Here is a 17,500-nt window from a genome sequence, read left to right as displayed (position 1 = left end):
TAAAAATTTAAAATCCCCTAGGAAAGCGGTCCTCTATATGAAGATACCTCGACCTAACGAATGGACTGCCTGTGCTAGCAAAGGTTGAATCCAGATAGAAGGACTATATCGTTATTGCCTAATATTTTCAACCTACATAACTTTCAGAAAGATATTTAATTCTTGTAACGCTATCTAACTATGACATCTTTTGAAGTGTTACAAGATTTAGTGACAAAAGTAAAAGCTTCTGAAAGCGCGATGAAGGAAGTATCTGGTATGAATAAATCTTTCCAGTTTAAGCCATCGGATCAGCCCGCATATTATGTTGAGTTCAAATCCGGGGAAATAGTTCTTGAAAAGGGAGAGAAACAAGGGGCATCTGCAACAGTTTCTGCGACTGATCAAGTTATTTCAGATGTTCTATCAGGACAGCTCAACGCAGTTTCTGCTTTTATGTCCGGAAAACTGAAGGTATCGGGCGATATAATGTCTGCCCAAAAAATCACCACCCTTGCATCAAAGATCAAAAGGTGATTTTATGGCTATTTCAAAGATCACCATTATCGGTGCTGGAACGATGGGTCATGGCATAGGCGAAGTCATAGCGATATCTGGTATTCCTGTTGTGATAGAAGATGCATACCCAGAGGCACTGAAAAAAGCTGAAACGTCCATTAATAACAGTTTGCAGAGGCTTGAAAAATCCGGAAAAATAAAGCAGGGCGAATCAGAACGAATTATGTCAAATATAAGATTCAGCAGCGATCTGGGTGAAAGCGTTAAAGACTCTGACATGATCATTGAAGCAGTTCCTGAAATACCAGATTTAAAGATTAAGATAATGAAGGAAATTAGCGAAAAATGCCGGAGAGACGCAATAATTGCATCAAATACGTCAAATATCCTTATATCAACTCTATCAGAGGACGCAATCGGACCTGAAAGAATACTCGGTGCACATTTCTTTAATCCTCCTGTTGTACTGAAACTTGTTGAAGTCATAAAATCTGATAAAACCTCTGATAAAGTATTCAACGAAACTTTTGACTTCATCAAAAAGATAGGAAAGACGCCAATAAGTGTATTAAAAGACACGCCCGGGTTTGTTGTTAACAGGATTAATGCCCCAGAAGCACTGTTGCTATGTCTTGTCGTCCAGAACGGTTTTGCCAAACCTGAAGAGGTAGACGCTTTGGGAAAATCGATGGGTCTTCCCATGGGTCCTTATGAGCTCATAGATTATGTTGGAATCGACACGATGTACCATTCTTTAAAGTATTATGGGGATACGTTGAGCCCAGATTACAATAAGTGCAGCTATTATGATAAATTCATGAAGGACGGAACACTTGGCGCAAAATCAGGAAAAGGATTCTATATATGGGAAAATGGGCACGCAAAGGTACCGCAGGCAAATCCAACTTCAGCAATAGATATGATGGACATAATTTGCATAGAGATTAATGAGGCAGTAAAGGTGCTCGAGGAGGGAATCACGAGCCCGAATGACATAGAGACTGGTATAAAATTGGGTATGAACAGGCCATTCGGCCCTATATCTGCCGCCGAGGGATTGACAAACTCCGAAGTAAAGAACCGTCTTATGGCTCTAAGCAAAAAATTTGGAACCGATATATTCTCTCCGGCAAAATCGATAGAAGATGGAAAGCTGAAACAAATAATATCAAGTAAACCAGTAAGCGCAGAGAAAAAGGTACAGGCACAGCCTGAAACAGCGAAATCCGAAGAATCGCTCGTCTCACTGATTAGAGACACCACTGCTAGAGTAGCTTATCTAGAAATTTCAAGCACGAGAAATAACCTGATAAGCGTAGATGTTATGAATGCATTAAAAGGGCATCTGGAAACTTTGTGGAACGACAAAGAGATCAATGTCATAGTGATCCGCGGCAAGGGACAAAACCTTTCTGCAGGTGCACAATTAACACAATTTGTCAGTGGCCCCATGGATTTTGCAGAAATGTCCAGGAATGGCGAAAGAACTTACAGAATGCTTTCCGAGATCCCTAAGATCACTATAGCGGAGATGAAAGGATACGTTCTTGGTGGCGGTTTTGAACTTTCAACCTGGTGCGACATAAGGGTATCAACTCCCGATGCGGTGATAGGTTTCCCGGAAGTTACACTCGGCCTAGTACCTGGATGGGGGGGCAGCCAGAGACTAGCAAAGCTTTTGGGACTATCGAGAGCATCATATCTCATACTCAGCGGGCAGAGGTTTGATGGAAACTACGCTGAGAATATTGGCCTTGTTTCAAAGGTCTTCCCTGCGGATGAGATTGAACAAAAGACCTCCGAATTCGCAGCATCCCTCGCGTCATCTGTTGCACCGATATCAGCCGCTCTTGCGAAAAGACTCATGAATAAGGGATCGGAAGTGCCAGCGGACAATGGCCTTGAGATGGAATCGATGGCTATGGGACTCCTATTTGGAACAGATGACCTAAAGGAAGGGATATCCGCCTTTGTCCAGAAGAGAAAGCCGGAGTACAAAGGTAGATAGAGTCACTAAAGCACAGACCGAACGATGAAATCGCTTATATCGGTTACCTTATCGCTCTTAGCCAGATTGGAAAAACAGATCGGGCAGGCAGTTATGATCTGCGATGCTCCTGTTTTTTCAAGTTCAGCGTACCTTTCCTGAGATACCTTTTCTGATATATCTGGAAAGAGAAGCTCATCTGGACCGCCACAGCATCTCGATTTCTTTCCACTTCTTTCTGGAAGTACGAGATTTGCAGTGCTCCTGAGTATTTTTATTTCCGCAGTGTATTCTGGTGATCTCATCGCGAAGTGGCATGGCTCATGGAGGGTTATATTTCTCTCCTTGAAGAGCAGTGGAACATCTATTAGATCCAGATAGTGAACAACAGAAAAATCAAAGTCTTTCACATACAGAGGATAAACGTTCTTTAATAGATCGTAACTGTGTGGATCGACGGTTATTATTCGCCTGGCTTTGGCCCTGTGAAAGATATACGAGATTCTCTTTGCATACTCTTTGAATTCTTCGAGGTAACCGAGATCGTAAAGAAACGTACCTGGATATGGTTCATCCTCGCCAAGATAATTAAGGCAAATTCCAGACATATTGAGTATGCGGACAATGTTTTTCAGGCTTGTCGACATCTTTTTATCGAGTTCTTTATCTTTTGGCTTTGGAGACAATTTTATCAGGGAGGGGTGCTTTGTAACCATAGAGGCGATTCTTTGAGTGAGACCTTTGCCTATAATCCCTCTGAGAGAATTCATGCCTTTCTCGTAAGACATTAACTGGTACATGTTTCCTGTAAATAGAAGATCGGTGGAATCTCTGTCAAATTGCAAGCCATTAGACCAGGACGCACATTTTTTTCTGATACCCAGTGGGTTATTGTATTTCATTGTAACAGAAGTCATCATGGCAGCTGTCGGATTTTCATTCTTTTTTATGTGCCTAGTAGTTATGATTTCTCTCGAAAGATGACTTGCAATCCCTGCATTGACACCCGCAGGGCAGATGTAAAAGCAGGCGTGGCAGTCAAGACATGAATAGAAACTGTCACCAGATCTCAGAGACTCCGTCCCGGACTCAACGGCCTTTACCAGCTCCTTAGCTTCCATGACTCGCCCTCTGGCCCCTTTCCATAAATCATACCCCGATGGCTCAAGTGTAGGGCAGACTGTCTCGCAGAAGCCACAGTTTATGCATTTTCCAGTTTCGTCCTTTAAAAGTTCCACAAGATCAAATGTCAAAAATCTTTCCTCCGTTCATAATATTTTTCGGATCAATGAGCTTCTTTATATTTTTCATAAGCAGAAGCTCCCCCTCGTTATTTTCTTCATTGGCCTGCATTTCCAATAACCCTTTCTTTTCCAATCCTATACCGTGTTCAGCAGAAACAGAGCCTCCATGCTTCACTGCAATCATGCCCATTGTGCTCTGGAAAGAATCAACAGAATCCATCTGATTCTTATTGCTCAGATCTGCGTATATGTTCATATGAATATTCCCATCCGCTATATGGCCAAAAAGTGCAACCTTCAGACCATGCTCCTTGATCTGATTTTCGGCTTCGATTAGAGTTATTGGCAGCTCGGAAGCTGGTACGACAATATCACCTATAATGACCCTCTCATTTTCGTTGTTCCTTTCACTTAGAAGGGATGAATAAGCTCCTTTCCGCGCTTCGTAAACCTTTTGCATTTCGTCTGGATCGGTTGTAACGGTGATAGAAATCGGTTGAAAATCCTCAAGAATTTTTTTAGTTCTTTCCATGAGACTCTTTATACTTTCGGTCGTGGAAGAAACATCAACTATAAGTGCAAACTGTGCATCCTTCGGGAATTCGATCTTTCTTGTTCTCTCAAGGGAATCCATGGTTATCCTATCAAGAAATTCAGCAATGAGTGGAATTATGCCCATTTCTTTCATCTTTGCTATGGCTTTCCCAACCTTGTCTATGGAGTCGTAATAAGCGAGCATCCGCCCAACAGCCTCCGGAATCGGCCATATCTTAAGTATTGCCTTTGTGACAATACCAAGAGTCCCCTCCGCGCCAATAAATAATGCAGTAAGATCATAACCTGCCGAGATCTTCAGGATTTTTCCTCCAGTTTTTATTAATGCGCCATCCGGAAGGACGACCTCAAGACCAAGTACCCAGTTTTTTGTTGTACCGTAAGTAGAAGCTCTGAGGCCCCCTGCGTTGGTAGAAATCGAACCACCAACAGTGGCCGCAACAGAACTTGCAGGATCGGGTGGATAGAAAAATCCAAATTTCTTGAGACTATTATTCAGATCATCCAGCCTGACACCTGGTTCCGCAATAACGTACATGTTTTCCGGTCTGATCTCCAAGATCTTATCAAATTTCGACATACTCAGAACAACAGAATCTTTCATAGGAACAGAAGAACCGGTCAACGATGTCCCTCCCCCTCGGGGAACAACGTTTATTCCGTTATCATAGCAGAATTTAAGCAACTTAGATACTTCCTCTGCAGAATCAGGCAGCGCGACTGCGAGAGGTTCGTTTCCAGTGAAATATGAAGCATCGGCCGTATAAGGTATCTTTCTCTCTTTTTCTGTTAAAACTTTCCCTGGGAGAATTTTTTTAAGTTCAGAAACAAAATCCATAGATAACGATGACTAATTGTTATTAATTTGTTTCACTCGATCATTCATGTTTTCGAGGGCTCAAGACAGTAAAATCTTCTTCTGGTATCGCTCATACAAACCTCAACCTCTACAAGACCTTTTTCACGAAGCACCTTTATAGCGTATAGTAGCGATCTCTTGGACAACCCTGTCAGCAACATGATTTCCTCGAATCGGAGAATCTTCCGATTCATAAGCACATTCAAAACAAGCCTCGCAGATGGGGGTAGAACGTCATCTATTAGCGTTGTTTCCATTCTAAATTTAACAATTCATCCTATTTCATAAACCCTTTGTAGTGATAACAGCAAAGTAATAACGATGCTACAAGAGCTGGAATTCCAATGCCTTCTATTGAAAAATTTATGACGTACTTGGGAATGACGGTACGTCGCCACTGTAGCTTAGCCTGGCAGAGCAGCTGATTTGTAATCAGCAGGTCGGGGGATCGAAACCCTCCAGTGGCTTTCACTGCGAAAACTTAGATAAATCGTTCACTCACTGAGATTTATTCTATTCTGGATTCGGTCACATTGGCACCTATATTTTCTGCGGCCTGCTTTATGTCCTGTAGTACACTTTCTTTTATCTTATTTCCTGCACCCCATCTTATGTTAACCAGATCCGACCCTCCACCTACTCTGCCGAAATCTATCCTCTGCTCAGAACCATTGTAGAAGGAAAGAAGGATGAATCCTATTGTGCCGTTACTTCTGAGGAAATAACTTAAACCAGTCATGTTCAATGCTTTTACATTGTCGGATTTATTGACTTTTACATACGATACCTCCTAAACATTACCTCTAAAAATATTTTCCAGATCACGATGATCTATCCGCCCCTGATACCGTTACACTCATCATGATTCTCTAAATGGTTTGCAGTATAAAATTTTTCCAAAAATCGGCGAAAAATTGTAATGTTTCATATATAATCAGATAGTGTACTCGATTTGCAGTAAACAAAAGGAGATCTTCTAAATGCGAGTGAAATTTTTTCGTTGTGATGAACCGATCCATGTTCGAGACCTATTTTACGTTGTGGTTGTGTTTTTAGGTCCATCTCCCTTCTTGAAAATAGCCCAGGGTAGGACTATGAGCAAGATAATCCAGGTTATACCTATAGATGCTATGTATATGGGACTGAGGGAAATTGATGAAGGATCAAAGATGAATAAACCATTTGAAGAAAGACTTTTGCTTAGATATGAACCAAGTAGCCAAAGGTATGAAAGTGGATTCACTGAGTAAAGAATGACCGTTAGTATTTCAACTGTCTTTGCAGAACTTATAAAAGCAGATAATAATCCAGCATTCATAATAAGGCTGAAATAGAAATATGTGAGAAGATACAAGGAAATCAATGCCAGGATTTTAATGCCGGACTTTCCCTCGACATTATCAGTAAACAGTCTTAGAATTTTGCCGAGCCTAGATTGAATGACAAGTACTGTTAAAGAAGCAGGGAACGCTGCTGTCATGAAAGCGGCGAGCGAATATGATAAAAGTATGGCAATGTCAGGGGCTTCGCCATAAAAATTTTTACTAGATACATAGACCACTATTGATGTTATAAGGACGAATGGAACAGATAGAAGTAAAGTTGCGGACAAAGTCCCTTTAAATCTCTCTAACGATGTACTATACTTTGGCCTGTAGACCCCCCTGATCAAAAATTTCCTTATTCTCCCAATTTTCTGAGCATTTTTGGGCGTGATACAGAGATAAATGCTAACACTGCTTGTTATAAAAGCTAAAAATACTGAAAGAGAAATAAATGAGAGAAATTCATAATCTTTCATCTTGGAATGATTACTCACCATCGAACCGAATACAACTGTTCTGACGATGTTTCCGTTTGCACTTTTAACACCTACTCCATAATAGTAAGGCTCTCCAACATAATCGAAGGGCGTTTGAATATTCTTTTGAGTTTTCATGCTGAAATTGAGAAGATTGTTAGGAAACGTTCCTGTTTGAGTCCAGTTATAAGCAGTAGAAAGGCTGTTACCTGAAGCTATCCCATAAACTATAGAATAATTTTCGCTCTCATTCTGTGGGACCTTCCATATATGAAGAGCAAAATATTTTGAGTTACTTGTAGAAAGGACTGGAGTTATAGAGAGAGCGCTAAGACTAGCATATAAATAATGTGGCCCAGAATTTAAAAAGGAAACTATTGTCATGCTATAGTTAGCCCAGTTTCCATTATGATTACTTACGGTTTCGGAGAGGAGGTACATGTTAAAGTCAAAAACTCCAGTTAAGTTATAACGCAGCATGCCCGAATTATTCGTGATACCTGCAAAACCTGATTCAATATGTACGTTTTTTCCTTGAGAAATAAGGGAGAGATTGTAGTTGACTTCCCAGCCTGAGGCCGGGTTTCCATACAAGTTAAATGTTTGGCTATATACGGTCATGTTAGCACCGTGGGTGACTGTTAAAACCGATGATTGATACTGCGGAACTCCTCCAGAATCACTTATAAAATCGGTATAGAATGATGCTGGTTGCGGTACATCAGCTAGAGAAATGGAGAAGAGTACCTACAGAATAACGACAATAATAAATATGGGAGACCTTAGAATCTTTTCTGCGGCGCCGAATTTCTTATGATTCATTTAATGCCTAAATTGAAGGAAAGTATAAGATTTAGTTGCATAAATCCGATATAAATCTTCTACCGTACCTGCGACTCTACTATTTATCTTGTTTGCTCGTAATTGAATAAAAATTACGATCATTTAAAGGTGTCAGCTAACTTGTCAAAGACGAGAAATAGTATCTCTATCCTTGCCCGGTTTATTAAGTCAACTTTTATACCTTATGCCAAAAAATATGGCGTCAGAATTCGGTTAGATGTTTGTTGACTTCACCCAAACTTTGACCGCTTCCTCTGGCAGGTCTTCGTTCGTTTCGAGAATCTTCACAAAGGCGGTAAGGACGGGCTTCCTGTTCTCGTCCCTGCGTATGATCGATTCTCGTGGGATCGGTCTTATGAGTTTCTTCGCTTTGTTTAATTTGATCTGACCCAGGAAAAACTGGAACATTTTGGCATCTCATAAGATTCCATTTCTTTCGACCTCCGTCCTCTTTTTATTTTTTCTCCTTTCCATTTCTTTATCTTTCATCTTCTTCACATAATTTTTGTATTCAAGACGGAATCCAGGATCAGAATCCCATCTCTTCCTGAACGCCCTTGGACTCAGGAACATTATTGATGAGTGTGGTCTCTTCTCATTATAGTCCACGAATGCATGATCGATAATGTCCCTCCTCTCCTGGAAATCGCTGATGTCTACTGGCCAGATGTAATCAGTCTTTATCGAGTTGTGGAAGGACTCGATATTGCCGTTGTCTTCCAGTGTCTGCTTCTGTATATACTCCAGTCTTATTCCAAGGAGTTTCATTGCCTTCCTGAACAGCTTCGATGGTAGGGTAAAGGTCTGGATTTCTCCAGACCCTTCCACATCAAACCGTACGGGACGTTTTCCGTCATACGGCTTTACGAGCTGCTTCATCTGGCAGCATCATGCAGATAGGATATTCTTTTCCTATCTGTTTTGGCTGCCTGATACAGGGCATTCTGAATGTCTTCAAGCCTTTTCATATCCTCGTACCCCTTTGGGGAATGGAGTTCCTCATGACATCCCAATGCTCATGCAGACAAGCAGAGCCCCTTTCCTTCTCCGGAGTTGTGCTGTCTCCGGGATCAGCGGTACTATGGGCTCCTCCGACTCCTTGAAGTGCTTCGCCCATCACTTCCCTTACGGTTATAGACTGGGCTACCATTACTCAACCACCTCTCGGGGCATGTTCATGGACACTGCAAGGTCTCCCGAGTTATTACACATCGCTTTCACCGCATGCCACCGCCACGACACCGGGGAGGCTGCATTTCTGTGGGAATTAGAGAAATGCAGTATGGCCTTCGCAGCATACAACCTGCTCGGCTCTCCCATATACGGCCTAACGGTGCTGGTATGCGTTCTCCTTTGATGCGGCCTGCGGTTTTGCATCCGGGCAGCTTCAGCCATGTCCTCACGGACATAACCGTGCCCGTAGCTATTCGGATGTTCCCACACTTTCCGAAACCAAACTTCCATTGGCAAGTCATATATATTCCTCGGCGCGCAATATTGAGGTCCGTTGTCAACTCTGAGCGAGCCGTATGCAAAGCTGCCATCAAACGTTCTTGACACAGCGTCATCCACAGATCCGACAGCATCAGAAGCAGTGCATGCCGCGGAACCGAGATACCCCTGCCATTCCTTGCTGAAACAGTCTTTGATGCACATCAGGTAGGTCATTCCAGAAAGGGTTGGGATATAGGTTATGTCCGTCTCCCACAATTGATCGGGAGCATCTGGAGTGAAGAGATTCCTCCTCTTTGTCCGATTCTTGTGCTTTGCCGCCGGCAAGGAAAGATTGTTTTTATTCAGTATCCTCGCAACAGTCTTTCGGTTGACCCGGGTCCCCTCATTCCTGAGAACAGCCCATATTCTCCTGTAGCCGTATGTGGGCCTCTCAAGGGCGAGATCTGTGATTCTCTTGGCTCTCACCGAATCGATCCTGTTAACTGTTCTCGATCTTGGCTGATAATAATAGGTGGACAGGGGGATTCCGGATATCCTTGAAATCTCCCTCACAGTCATGAATTCAGAGAGATTAAGGAATATCATCTTGATCTCCTCCCTGCCGATGTTTTTTTAACTCGTTTATAACAAGTGTTTGCTCCCCTATGATCCTTGTAAGCTCATCGATCTTCTTCTCGTACTCGTTTCCCAAAGGTCCATCTGCGAGGGCTTTCTTTCCGCCCTCGAGGAAACGTTCCCTCCACTTCCTGAAGTTCACAGGCGCCACCCCATGTTTCCTGCATATTTCTGCTATCGATTCGTCAGAGTTGAGCGATTCCATCAAGATCTCGTACTTCTGTTCAACTGTGAACTTGCCTGTCATGCGTGCACCTCCAGAGAATTCAGGAGGAGATTAAAATTTCCCCCTCTCTTGACTCTCCCCCTATATAAACCTATCTGTTCCCTCTTTTCTATATAAGTATCCTTATAATGTTCCAGCTCAATGATGGGTCGCATCACAGGTGTAGGATGTATTCATCCAGATGGAGATCCTTCATGTGCCTTCTGTGGATGCAATAAAAACGGAGAAGGAATTCCCTTGACATATTCGATATCTCTCCAGTGGATACACGTACTCCACGGGATTCCATGAGTGTCTGTATCTCTGATCTCTGGTAGTCCATGATCCACCGAAGAATGCCTATGCCGATCATCAACTTCGTGTCCAAGTTGGAATCTTTCGGAACAATTGCCTTCAGGATCTGCCTGTTATCGATACCGCGACAGCTGCATCTTTTCAGTGTGAAGCGGAGATGTGTTTCCCCTGAGAGTGTTCTGACACACCTTTCACGTGTCTTCACACTCTTCAGTTTTTTCCCGCATTCTCTGCATCTTTGCGCCTCCTCGATTTCCTGGCGTAGTAAAGGGAGACTGTAATATCTTTTTTTTTAAAACGGTACCTTATCCCGACAGCCTCGAGGTCATCCCTGAGGACATGGTGCCCCATCTTCTCTATCATGTCAAGGATCTCATTCGCCGACAGATCACCCTGCATTAATCTCATGGCGATGTAGCCAAAATGAACATGATCGATGGGGAAGTTGGTGGGTTCGTCAGGATTGGTTCCTATATATCTCAGATGCTTCTGAACAACCTTTCCGTTGACCCTGACGTTCTCAACTTCGTCGTAATATATCCGGTCACCCCTCTTTATTCTTCTTTTGAACGACATTGTAGTAGTGTATATGCACACTACTATTATAAACTACCGATGTGTCTCAGAGTTCTATGAAAAACCACGTTATTTAGGCATTCCTCATGTGCTCTCATGAAAAGAAATGACAGGAAAATCTAGCCCTATTCTGACGCCATATCAATTTTCTCAGAAGTGAAGTATTAAATTAGATCATTTTTATACTTTACATGAATCCTTATTTATGTCTGCGGATAATATTTTTGAAGGGCTATCAAAATTTGGTCTTTCCCCGTACGAAATAAAAGTTCTTTCGACACTGTTGATAGAAGGAGAACAGACTTCAACTCAGGTTGTTAGAGCTTCCGGGGTCCCTCAACCAAGAATCTATGATATATTTGATTCACTCAAGCGGAAAGGATTCATAGAGGTCAGCCCTGGAAAGAAAAAGATATACCGCGCTGTCCCCCTGTCTGTTTCTTCAAAAAGGCAAATAGATGAGCTCAGAGACTTGAGCACCAGAATAGATGATTTCGTAGAATTGCATAAAAGCAGGAACAGGGTTCCTACACCTTTTGTGTGGCTGGTGGAAGATGATAGACAAATATCTTCAAGGATAAGAAAGATGATCGATTCTGCTTCAACAGAAGTCATTTTTTCTGCAAACTCCGACACATTTGATCTGGCGTTTAAACATCTGAAAAAAGCAATTGCCAGAGGGGTTACAGTTGCCTTAGTCATGTTTCCTGACACGCCTGTTCAAAAATTACTGGAACTGAAGGGATCGGTATCCAGAATTAGACCCTCGCCTGCTTCAGAGGTATTGATAGTTGACAGAAATTCTGCTTTACTCAATGTCGGAGACGATGTTTCAGATCGTAAGTATGCGCTTTATTTCGATGACAGTGAGCTGATCCACATCTCCAATTATTACTTCTTTCACACAATCTGGGTACCTTCAAAACAGGTAACAGCTTTTGATCTAACCAAACCGGTACTTTTATCAACAACCTGGCTAGCATGTGAAGCTATTGATCAAATCAAAAAAGAAGGATCAAATATCTACGCAGTTATGAAATGCATAATGGATAAAAGAGAGCAAACACTTAGCGGAATAATCACCGGAACCAAAAGGATATTGGGTATGAGGCACACATTTTTCATTAAAGTTCGCGATAAGATTTATTCAGTTGGTGGAAGAACCGCGAGATTGGAAGACGCCAGAATGATTGAATTGAGGTTAAATACGAAGAGTACCAATATCACTGCAAAAAGTGATTGATGAAGTTCACCATCGAACATATCCCGAGATGTTAAATAACAATTACCTAAAATTCCTTAATACTACTATGGTCGATGTCTGCGTTTCTATGCCGCGTTATAGGAGTGCCAGCGTCTTGGGGTGTCTTAAAGGTACTGATTCATACAGGGCAACAAGTGATAGCTCTGCTGTATTATTTATTTGAAAGCCACAGTATTTAAATCTCATTAGCAAGTTCCAAATCGATTGTGCATCGTATTTTTCTTTACTAATTTATACTTACCAATTGAGAATCCTGATACAAGGTACTTCTGGAATATCCATCAATACTGCAAACGCTGCGAAGACGTTATAATTCATTGACACTGTTCCCGTTGAAACGTAGTACATTCCGATGGCCATCGTGTAAAGATGTGCACTTGTCAGGAATTGCCCAGCAAGAGCGTAATCTGTGTATGGTCCTGATGCGACCCACCATAGAGCTAGAAAAGCACTTGGTATAAGAACTTTGAAGAGAGCATGTGTCCTAGAATACCCATAATTATTAAGTCGACATGAGAAATTTGAGAAAAACATTTCATTCCCGCGCCATATCATAGGAAGCACCATTCAAAGTGCAAATTTACAAAATATAAGAAGATGCTTTGGAGGCATTTAACCTCGAAAATTTACAGAAGCGGTATCATTAGGCTATTTTGTCTATCTGCCAGACTCAACCAGCTCAACCGAATAACCCGAAATAAAGGGACTGAGCTTTATGCTCTTTCCATCTGAAGTCACATGAACTTCTTTGTCAGACAAGTATAATAGAAAATTACCTATTCCATAAACAAATATCTTTTTCTGATAAATAACACAAGAATTTTCTCGCATGTAAATCGGGTAGTCCTCAGAGGTTTTGATATATACTGGTCCTTCTATAGCTTGTTTGTCCCAGAAATCGATCCACCTTCCTTTGGGCAAGTACACTTCGCGCAAAGATTGATTTTTATATATTTGTGGCGCATAAAGAAGAGCCCCCCCGAGCATATATTCATCTTCAACATAATACGTGTCATCATCACTCGAAAACTCATATGCCAATGGGCTTACAGACGGTAGACCTTCTTTGTGCGACATGTAAAGCACACTAAATATGTAATCAATAAAATCATATCTTAAATCAACACTCTCCTTTATCTGTTTTCTTGCAGTTGATGGTAACAGGAAAATTTCTTGGTCATTACCATTTATTATCTTATGATTTCTAAATAAGGGGAAAAAAAGGGCCATTTTGTAATAAGCCGAAATCATCTCGGGAGAGCTATCCCCAAAAAATCCTCCCAAGTCACACCCCACAACTGTTATCCCAGAAATAGAGAGACTTGTCACAATTGAAATTTGCATTTTAATGTCATCCCAACTTGACACATTATCTCCTGTCCATACTGCTGCATACTTTTGAACGCCAGCATAACCTGATCTAGTTAAAATAAATGGCTCTTTGGAAATATCACTGAATGCTTCATATGTTGCCATGTTTTGAAAATACGGATAGGAATTTCTGACCTTTAGATGTTGAATTTTTTCTCCGTTGTCTAAATTATGAATGGCGTTTTCGGAGAACAAATGACTTTCTGTCAAAACAGTTGGTTCATTCATATCAAGCCATATGCCATCGATTCCTTGAGAGACCCATTCTTTGATTTCTGCTTTCCAAAATTGTCTTGCAGCATCATTAAGAAAATCAGGAAAAACAGAATCTCCGGGCCACATCGGTCCATGGTAAACATCTCCATTCTTAGTCTCTATGTAATGCCCCAATCCTTCTTTAAATATTTTATATTTTTGATCAAACTTTATGCTTGGGTCAATTATAGTTAGTATCCTTATTCCTCTCCGGTGCAATTCTTCTATCAAGTGTTTTACATCGCCAAATAGCTCATTGTTCCATGTAAACAATCTATAAGCATTCATATAATGAATATCCAAATATATAGCCTCAACATGTGTTGTCTTTAGATATTCATCTAGAATTTTTATAACCTCCGATTCTGGGTAATATGAGTATCTGGAAACGGTATGTCCTATACTCCACTTAGGTGGGAGAAACGGCTTTCCAGTTAGCCGAAAATAAGCCTTTAATATCTGTTGAACGTTAAAATATTTAAATATGAATAGTTCGGCCATAGAGTCTTTAATTGTTATTTTAGTTTCATTATAGATCTCTACACCAAAGTCAAATGCAACCTCTCCTGGGTAATTGACAAAAACTCCTAAGGCTTTTCCCTTTAGTACTTGCATAAAAAAAGGTATTGACAAATATATGGGATCTTTATCCCTAACGTAACCAGCTGGATCTGTGTTGATAAAAACAAATTTTTTTCGTTTCCTATCGATACCGTAGGCTTTCTCTCCGAGTCCAATAACATGAGTCCCTATTTCGAATGAGAAAAATATTTCTAGATCGTTTCCTGAGTTGTCTATCTTAAATCCATAGTCTTGGAGTATTTGAATGTCCTTATTAATTTCCTTTTCTTCTTGATTCAAAGAAAAGTTTACAATTGGCGTATACCCATTAATTGATATTTTATAATAATCTACTGTTTCTAGAATTCTGACCGTCACACGGTATAATCATCTGTTGCTATTTAATCATTTTTTCGTAGGCAATCCTATTATACATAGCGTCATAAGTTAATTCGGTAGTTTAAATACTTCAATCACTTACTTACACCATGAAGAAACTAGCAATTCCTGAGGATAGAAAAAGCGAGATCATAGCGGAGATAAGACACAGCGATGATTCCAAGTATGATCATAGGCTTCATGGGCTTCTACTCGTGGCAAACGGGATGAGTCCATATGAGGTGTCCGATATCCTTTGAAACAGCCCAAAGAGTGTAGAGACATGGGTTAATATATTCTTGGAAGAAGGTTTTAAAGGCATCAGGGAACCAATCAGATCGGGCAGGTCCCCAAGATTGTCAAACATGCTGGATGCCATAGGAAGAGACCTGAGGAAGAATCCTATGGATCTTGGTTACAAGCAGAATCCGTGGGACGGCAAATCCTTAGCCATCACATTAAGGAGAAATACGGTATTGTTCTTGGAACAAGACAGTGCCAGAGGATATTTTGAAAGTTAGGTTTTCGACTAAGAAAACCCAAACCTGTAATCGCAAAAGGTGATGATGTCAAGAGAGAGTCTTTTAGAAAAAAATAGTAGCTCTTCTTCTTGAAGGAAAGTCGCTTTTTTTGACGAATGCCATTTCTACCAGCATGGAAGCAGGATAAGGGCATGGTATCCGCCCGAAGACGCAGATCCTATAGTACTGCATGAACCAAACAGAAAAGGAATAAGTGTATTCGGTGCAGTGAGGATAAGCGATGGCAGTCCCCTGTCGGAGATCACGGAAAAGTACAATGCATTAACACTCCTGGAGTTCCTCTCCCTGGATCGCAAAAGATTCCCGGACTGTATATTTGTCCTTGACAACGCACTGTACCACCATGCCAGTTTAATTACTGATTATGCATACCTCGCCGGTATTGATCTGCTCTTTCCTGGCCCGGATTCACCGGAGTTGACTCCAATAGAACGGGTATTGACGCTCGTAAAAAAGCACGCAACACACAACAGGTATTTCCAGTTATTGAGCAACCTAAGGACTGCACTTTCAGATGAATTCAACAGACATCTCAAACCCAACAAAGAACTAAGAAACATATGCGTAGTAACTTAAGTTGTCATGTATAAACGCGTTAAAGTGCAAAGTGTGGAAAATAAATTTTCGATATCCTGGTTATTGGGCAGGATATTCCTGAAGGGTACCAATAAGAATCGGTATCGGTTAGAGATCAAAAAAAAATAACAAATACCGAAAAAGAGCTAGAATTTAAGGTACTCTTGAAGTTTTTTTTGTGGGACAGCTAATAAGATAGTATCTAATTGCTTGGCGAGACTTTCTCTCAATCCAGAATCAAATTTTCTCAGCGCGTAGATTAGGGCACCAATTACTACCTGATAACCAAAAAAGGTTTGAAATTTGTGTGTCATATTCTTTTTTAGAAGATTTAAATAAAAATCTCCGGCAAGCATTGTACCACCCACTAGTGATACTTCTATCTCTTCCTCCCTAAACTCGTTAATTATTTCGTTAGTGAGTGATGATATATATTCGGCTGACTTCTTGAATATATAAAAAGCTGGTGGGTAGCCTTCACTAGCTAATTTTGCTAATTCTGGAGCAAAACTTGATAGTTTATCCTTTGGTATTGTTTTCGTTTCAACTTTCCATACTAATTCCCTTAAGCTACACCCAAAAAAAGTGTTTAACCTTTTAGAGATTAATCGATCTTTTTCGCCCGAATCTTCTTCAAACATTGCTACCTCGATCCCTTTTTTGACAATCCATATAGCAGCCGAAAAATCGCCTATTGCCCATCCCCAACCTCCTATTCTGCGCATGTTATCTCTTTTCTTTACATATCCAACACTCCCTGTTCCTGGAGCAAACACGATTCCATCATGATTCAGATTCCCAAGATAATAAGCACTTATTCCATCGTTCATTACCTCGAAATTATCGCCTATAAGATCATTGACAATCGATCTGCCTTGATTAGTGGCATCTAATGAGTCACCAATTCCAGCGATTGCAAAAATTCTCTTCTTTATTTCCGAGAGTTTAATATGCGACATGTTTAAAGCTCCTTTAATTGCATTTTCCATTTCAATGCTGGCATGTTTAGGAGAGCCGGTGGTATAATTAGCTGATCCACCGAGGCCAACCCCTTTCAATTCGAGCGATTTCTCGTCCATAACCACCGCCAGAGTCTTAGTGGAACCTCCATCAAGTGCAAGAATCATGCAGAAGGTATTCATCCGTTAGATAAAATTTTTTAACGTTGTGGAATACCAGGATCTATTTAACATATAACCGGTATATGGAACTGTTCTCTGATCTTGTATATTCTTTTTAGCCAGTTCTGATTCCATGAACTGGTCAGGGATACGCGTTTTTGATCTTTAGACATGAAGGACATACCATTTCAGAATTGCACTTCGAATGTTGTGTGCCATAGCAAAACTCCCTGGAGAAATGAATCGCATATGACGCTAGGTCAACCATAAGGAAGATAGTGAAAATATGCAGGAATCATTAGGAGGAATTCACGGGGAATAGTAAATGCCACAACACTCGAAATCGGCCACTGTGTTGCTGATTAGATAAGTAACAGGATTGATCTGCGCCCTCTAATTTTGGACAGTTTTTCCGCTGTTTTATGAGACATTTTCTTTCAACCTCCTTCTCTTCTCCATTCTGTTCTTCAATATCCTCT

At 41.0% G+C, this 17,500-nt stretch carries 21 protein-coding genes and 1 tRNA gene; 7 read left to right on the top strand and 15 right to left on the bottom strand.

Features of this window, described 5'->3' with window-relative positions:
- Positions 1–210: 210 nt before the first annotated feature.
- Together LVQ96_07375 and LVQ96_07370 are read left to right on the top strand one after the other, a co-directional pair.
- A complete protein-coding gene (locus LVQ96_07375; protein ID MCW6170976.1) occupies positions 211–516 on the top strand; it encodes an SCP2 sterol-binding domain-containing protein in 306 nt (101 codons plus the stop codon).
- A 4-nt stretch (positions 517–520) separates the two neighbouring features.
- On the top strand, positions 521–2,506 hold the full coding sequence (locus LVQ96_07370) for a 3-hydroxyacyl-CoA dehydrogenase/enoyl-CoA hydratase family protein (GenBank protein MCW6170975.1): 1,986 nt from the start codon (positions 521–523) through the stop codon (positions 2,504–2,506).
- 5 nt (positions 2,507–2,511) lie between these two features.
- On the opposite strand, the gene LVQ96_07365 is transcribed toward LVQ96_07370, so the two are convergent.
- From LVQ96_07365 to LVQ96_07355, 3 genes are read right to left on the bottom strand one after another with little or no spacing between them, the layout of a single operon-like run.
- The gene (locus LVQ96_07365) at positions 2,512–3,738 is read right to left on the bottom strand and encodes a (Fe-S)-binding protein (GenBank protein ID MCW6170974.1); all 1,227 of its coding nucleotides are present in this window, start codon (positions 3,736–3,738) and stop codon (positions 2,512–2,514) included.
- Positions 3,728–5,122, bottom strand: a complete 1,395-nt coding sequence (locus tag LVQ96_07360) for an FAD-binding oxidoreductase (GenBank protein ID MCW6170973.1) — start codon at positions 5,120–5,122, stop codon at positions 3,728–3,730. Before LVQ96_07360 ends, LVQ96_07365 begins: the two co-directional genes overlap by 11 nt.
- A 44-nt stretch (positions 5,123–5,166) precedes the next feature.
- Positions 5,167–5,400 carry a MarR family transcriptional regulator gene (locus tag LVQ96_07355; GenBank protein ID MCW6170972.1) on the bottom strand — a complete coding sequence of 78 codons (234 nt, stop codon included), beginning with the start codon at positions 5,398–5,400 and terminating at the stop codon, positions 5,167–5,169.
- A 136-nt stretch (positions 5,401–5,536) separates the two neighbouring features.
- Between LVQ96_07355 and LVQ96_07350 the strand changes: the two genes are divergently transcribed.
- A tRNA-Thr gene (locus LVQ96_07350) sits at positions 5,537–5,610 on the top strand.
- 41 nt (positions 5,611–5,651) lie between these two features.
- Here LVQ96_07350 and LVQ96_07345 read toward each other — a convergent pair.
- The 9 genes from LVQ96_07345 to LVQ96_07305 form a co-directional block, all read right to left on the bottom strand.
- Positions 5,652–5,882: a hypothetical protein gene (locus tag LVQ96_07345; GenBank protein ID MCW6170971.1), complete on the bottom strand. Its 231-nt coding sequence runs from the start codon at positions 5,880–5,882 to the stop codon at positions 5,652–5,654.
- A gap of 294 nt (positions 5,883–6,176) precedes the next feature.
- A complete protein-coding gene (locus LVQ96_07340) occupies positions 6,177–7,565 on the bottom strand; it encodes a hypothetical protein (GenBank protein MCW6170970.1) in 1,389 nt (462 codons plus the stop codon).
- Between the two features lie 435 nt (positions 7,566–8,000).
- A complete protein-coding gene (locus LVQ96_07335) occupies positions 8,001–8,195 on the bottom strand; it encodes a hypothetical protein (protein MCW6170969.1) in 195 nt (64 codons plus the stop codon).
- Positions 8,196–8,204: 9 nt separating this feature from the next.
- Positions 8,205–8,666 carry an integrase core domain-containing protein gene (locus LVQ96_07330; GenBank protein ID MCW6170968.1) on the bottom strand — a complete coding sequence of 154 codons (462 nt, stop codon included), beginning with the start codon at positions 8,664–8,666 and terminating at the stop codon, positions 8,205–8,207.
- A gap of 85 nt (positions 8,667–8,751) precedes the next feature.
- A complete protein-coding gene (locus LVQ96_07325) occupies positions 8,752–8,937 on the bottom strand; it encodes a hypothetical protein (GenBank protein MCW6170967.1) in 186 nt (61 codons plus the stop codon).
- Entirely contained in the window at positions 8,937–9,827 is an 891-nt protein-coding gene (locus LVQ96_07320) for an IS3 family transposase (protein MCW6170966.1), read from the bottom strand. Before LVQ96_07320 ends, LVQ96_07325 begins: the two co-directional genes overlap by 1 nt.
- Positions 9,814–10,104, bottom strand: coding sequence for a transposase (locus LVQ96_07315; protein ID MCW6170965.1), 291 nt, complete (start codon positions 10,102–10,104; stop codon positions 9,814–9,816). Before LVQ96_07315 ends, LVQ96_07320 begins: the two co-directional genes overlap by 14 nt.
- Positions 10,105–10,237: 133 nt before the next feature.
- Positions 10,238–10,582: a hypothetical protein gene (locus LVQ96_07310; protein MCW6170964.1), complete on the bottom strand. Its 345-nt coding sequence runs from the start codon at positions 10,580–10,582 to the stop codon at positions 10,238–10,240.
- Between the two features lie 5 nt (positions 10,583–10,587).
- Positions 10,588–10,953 carry a hypothetical protein gene (locus tag LVQ96_07305; GenBank protein MCW6170963.1) on the bottom strand — a complete coding sequence of 122 codons (366 nt, stop codon included), beginning with the start codon at positions 10,951–10,953 and terminating at the stop codon, positions 10,588–10,590.
- A 205-nt stretch (positions 10,954–11,158) separates the two neighbouring features.
- Between LVQ96_07305 and LVQ96_07300 the strand changes: the two genes are divergently transcribed.
- Positions 11,159–12,196, top strand: a complete 1,038-nt coding sequence (locus LVQ96_07300) for a TrmB family transcriptional regulator (GenBank protein MCW6170962.1) — start codon at positions 11,159–11,161, stop codon at positions 12,194–12,196.
- A 258-nt stretch (positions 12,197–12,454) separates the two neighbouring features.
- Here LVQ96_07300 and LVQ96_07295 read toward each other — a convergent pair whose 3' ends face one another.
- Positions 12,455–12,772, bottom strand: a complete 318-nt coding sequence (locus LVQ96_07295; GenBank protein ID MCW6170961.1) for a hypothetical protein — start codon at positions 12,770–12,772, stop codon at positions 12,455–12,457.
- A 102-nt stretch (positions 12,773–12,874) separates the two neighbouring features.
- A complete protein-coding gene (locus LVQ96_07290; protein MCW6170960.1) occupies positions 12,875–14,782 on the bottom strand; it encodes a hypothetical protein in 1,908 nt (635 codons plus the stop codon).
- 110 nt (positions 14,783–14,892) lie between these two features.
- Here LVQ96_07290 and LVQ96_07285 point away from each other — a divergent pair, with 110 nt between their 5' ends.
- The 3 genes from LVQ96_07285 to LVQ96_07275 all read left to right on the top strand — a co-directional run bounded on the left by LVQ96_07285 (position 14,893) and on the right by LVQ96_07275 (position 15,900).
- Entirely contained in the window at positions 14,893–15,042 is a 150-nt protein-coding gene (locus LVQ96_07285) for a hypothetical protein (protein MCW6170959.1), read from the top strand.
- Between the two features lie 39 nt (positions 15,043–15,081).
- Positions 15,082–15,303 carry a hypothetical protein gene (locus tag LVQ96_07280; GenBank protein MCW6170958.1) on the top strand — a complete coding sequence of 74 codons (222 nt, stop codon included), beginning with the start codon at positions 15,082–15,084 and terminating at the stop codon, positions 15,301–15,303.
- A gap of 144 nt (positions 15,304–15,447) precedes the next feature.
- Complete coding sequence (locus LVQ96_07275) at positions 15,448–15,900, top strand: transposase (protein ID MCW6170957.1); 453 nt, start codon at positions 15,448–15,450, stop codon at positions 15,898–15,900.
- Positions 15,901–16,046: 146 nt separating this feature from the next.
- On the opposite strand, the gene LVQ96_07270 is transcribed toward LVQ96_07275, so the two are convergent.
- Positions 16,047–17,027, bottom strand: coding sequence for an N-acetylglucosamine kinase (locus tag LVQ96_07270; GenBank protein MCW6170956.1), 981 nt, complete (start codon positions 17,025–17,027; stop codon positions 16,047–16,049).
- Positions 17,028–17,500 lie beyond the last annotated feature (473 nt).

The sequence above is a fragment of the Thermoplasmatales archaeon genome, assembly GCA_026127925.1.
GTDB lineage: Archaea > Thermoplasmatota > Thermoplasmata > Thermoplasmatales > Thermoplasmataceae > JAKAYB01.
This window is presented reverse-complemented; position numbering and strand designations above follow the sequence as displayed.

Bases quoted from the DNA above. Each gene is read 5' to 3' on its own strand.
- LVQ96_07370 (MCW6170975.1), top strand. From the start codon at position 521: ATGGCTATTTCAAAGATCACCATTATCGGTGCTGGAACGATGGGTCAT.
- LVQ96_07360 (MCW6170973.1), bottom strand. From the start codon at position 5,122: ATGGATTTTGTTTCTGAACTTAAAAAAATTCTCCCAGGGAAAGTTTTA.
- LVQ96_07355 (MCW6170972.1), bottom strand. From the start codon at position 5,400: ATGGAAACAACGCTAATAGATGACGTTCTACCCCCATCTGCGAGGCTT.
- LVQ96_07345 (MCW6170971.1), bottom strand. From the start codon at position 5,882: ATGACTGGTTTAAGTTATTTCCTCAGAAGTAACGGCACAATAGGATTC.
- LVQ96_07340 (MCW6170970.1), bottom strand. From the start codon at position 7,565: ATGACCGTATATAGCCAAACATTTAACTTGTATGGAAACCCGGCCTCA.
- LVQ96_07335 (MCW6170969.1), bottom strand. From the start codon at position 8,195: ATGTTCCAGTTTTTCCTGGGTCAGATCAAATTAAACAAAGCGAAGAAA.
- LVQ96_07330 (MCW6170968.1), bottom strand. From the start codon at position 8,666: ATGAAGCAGCTCGTAAAGCCGTATGACGGAAAACGTCCCGTACGGTTT.
- LVQ96_07325 (MCW6170967.1), bottom strand. From the start codon at position 8,937: ATGGTAGCCCAGTCTATAACCGTAAGGGAAGTGATGGGCGAAGCACTT.
- LVQ96_07320 (MCW6170966.1), bottom strand. From the start codon at position 9,827: ATGATATTCCTTAATCTCTCTGAATTCATGACTGTGAGGGAGATTTCA.
- LVQ96_07315 (MCW6170965.1), bottom strand. From the start codon at position 10,104: ATGACAGGCAAGTTCACAGTTGAACAGAAGTACGAGATCTTGATGGAA.
- LVQ96_07305 (MCW6170963.1), bottom strand. From the start codon at position 10,953: ATGTCGTTCAAAAGAAGAATAAAGAGGGGTGACCGGATATATTACGAC.
- LVQ96_07300 (MCW6170962.1), top strand. From the start codon at position 11,159: ATGTCTGCGGATAATATTTTTGAAGGGCTATCAAAATTTGGTCTTTCC.
- LVQ96_07295 (MCW6170961.1), bottom strand. From the start codon at position 12,772: ATGATATGGCGCGGGAATGAAATGTTTTTCTCAAATTTCTCATGTCGA.
- LVQ96_07285 (MCW6170959.1), top strand. From the start codon at position 14,893: ATGAAGAAACTAGCAATTCCTGAGGATAGAAAAAGCGAGATCATAGCG.
- LVQ96_07270 (MCW6170956.1), bottom strand. From the start codon at position 17,027: ATGATTCTTGCACTTGATGGAGGTTCCACTAAGACTCTGGCGGTGGTT.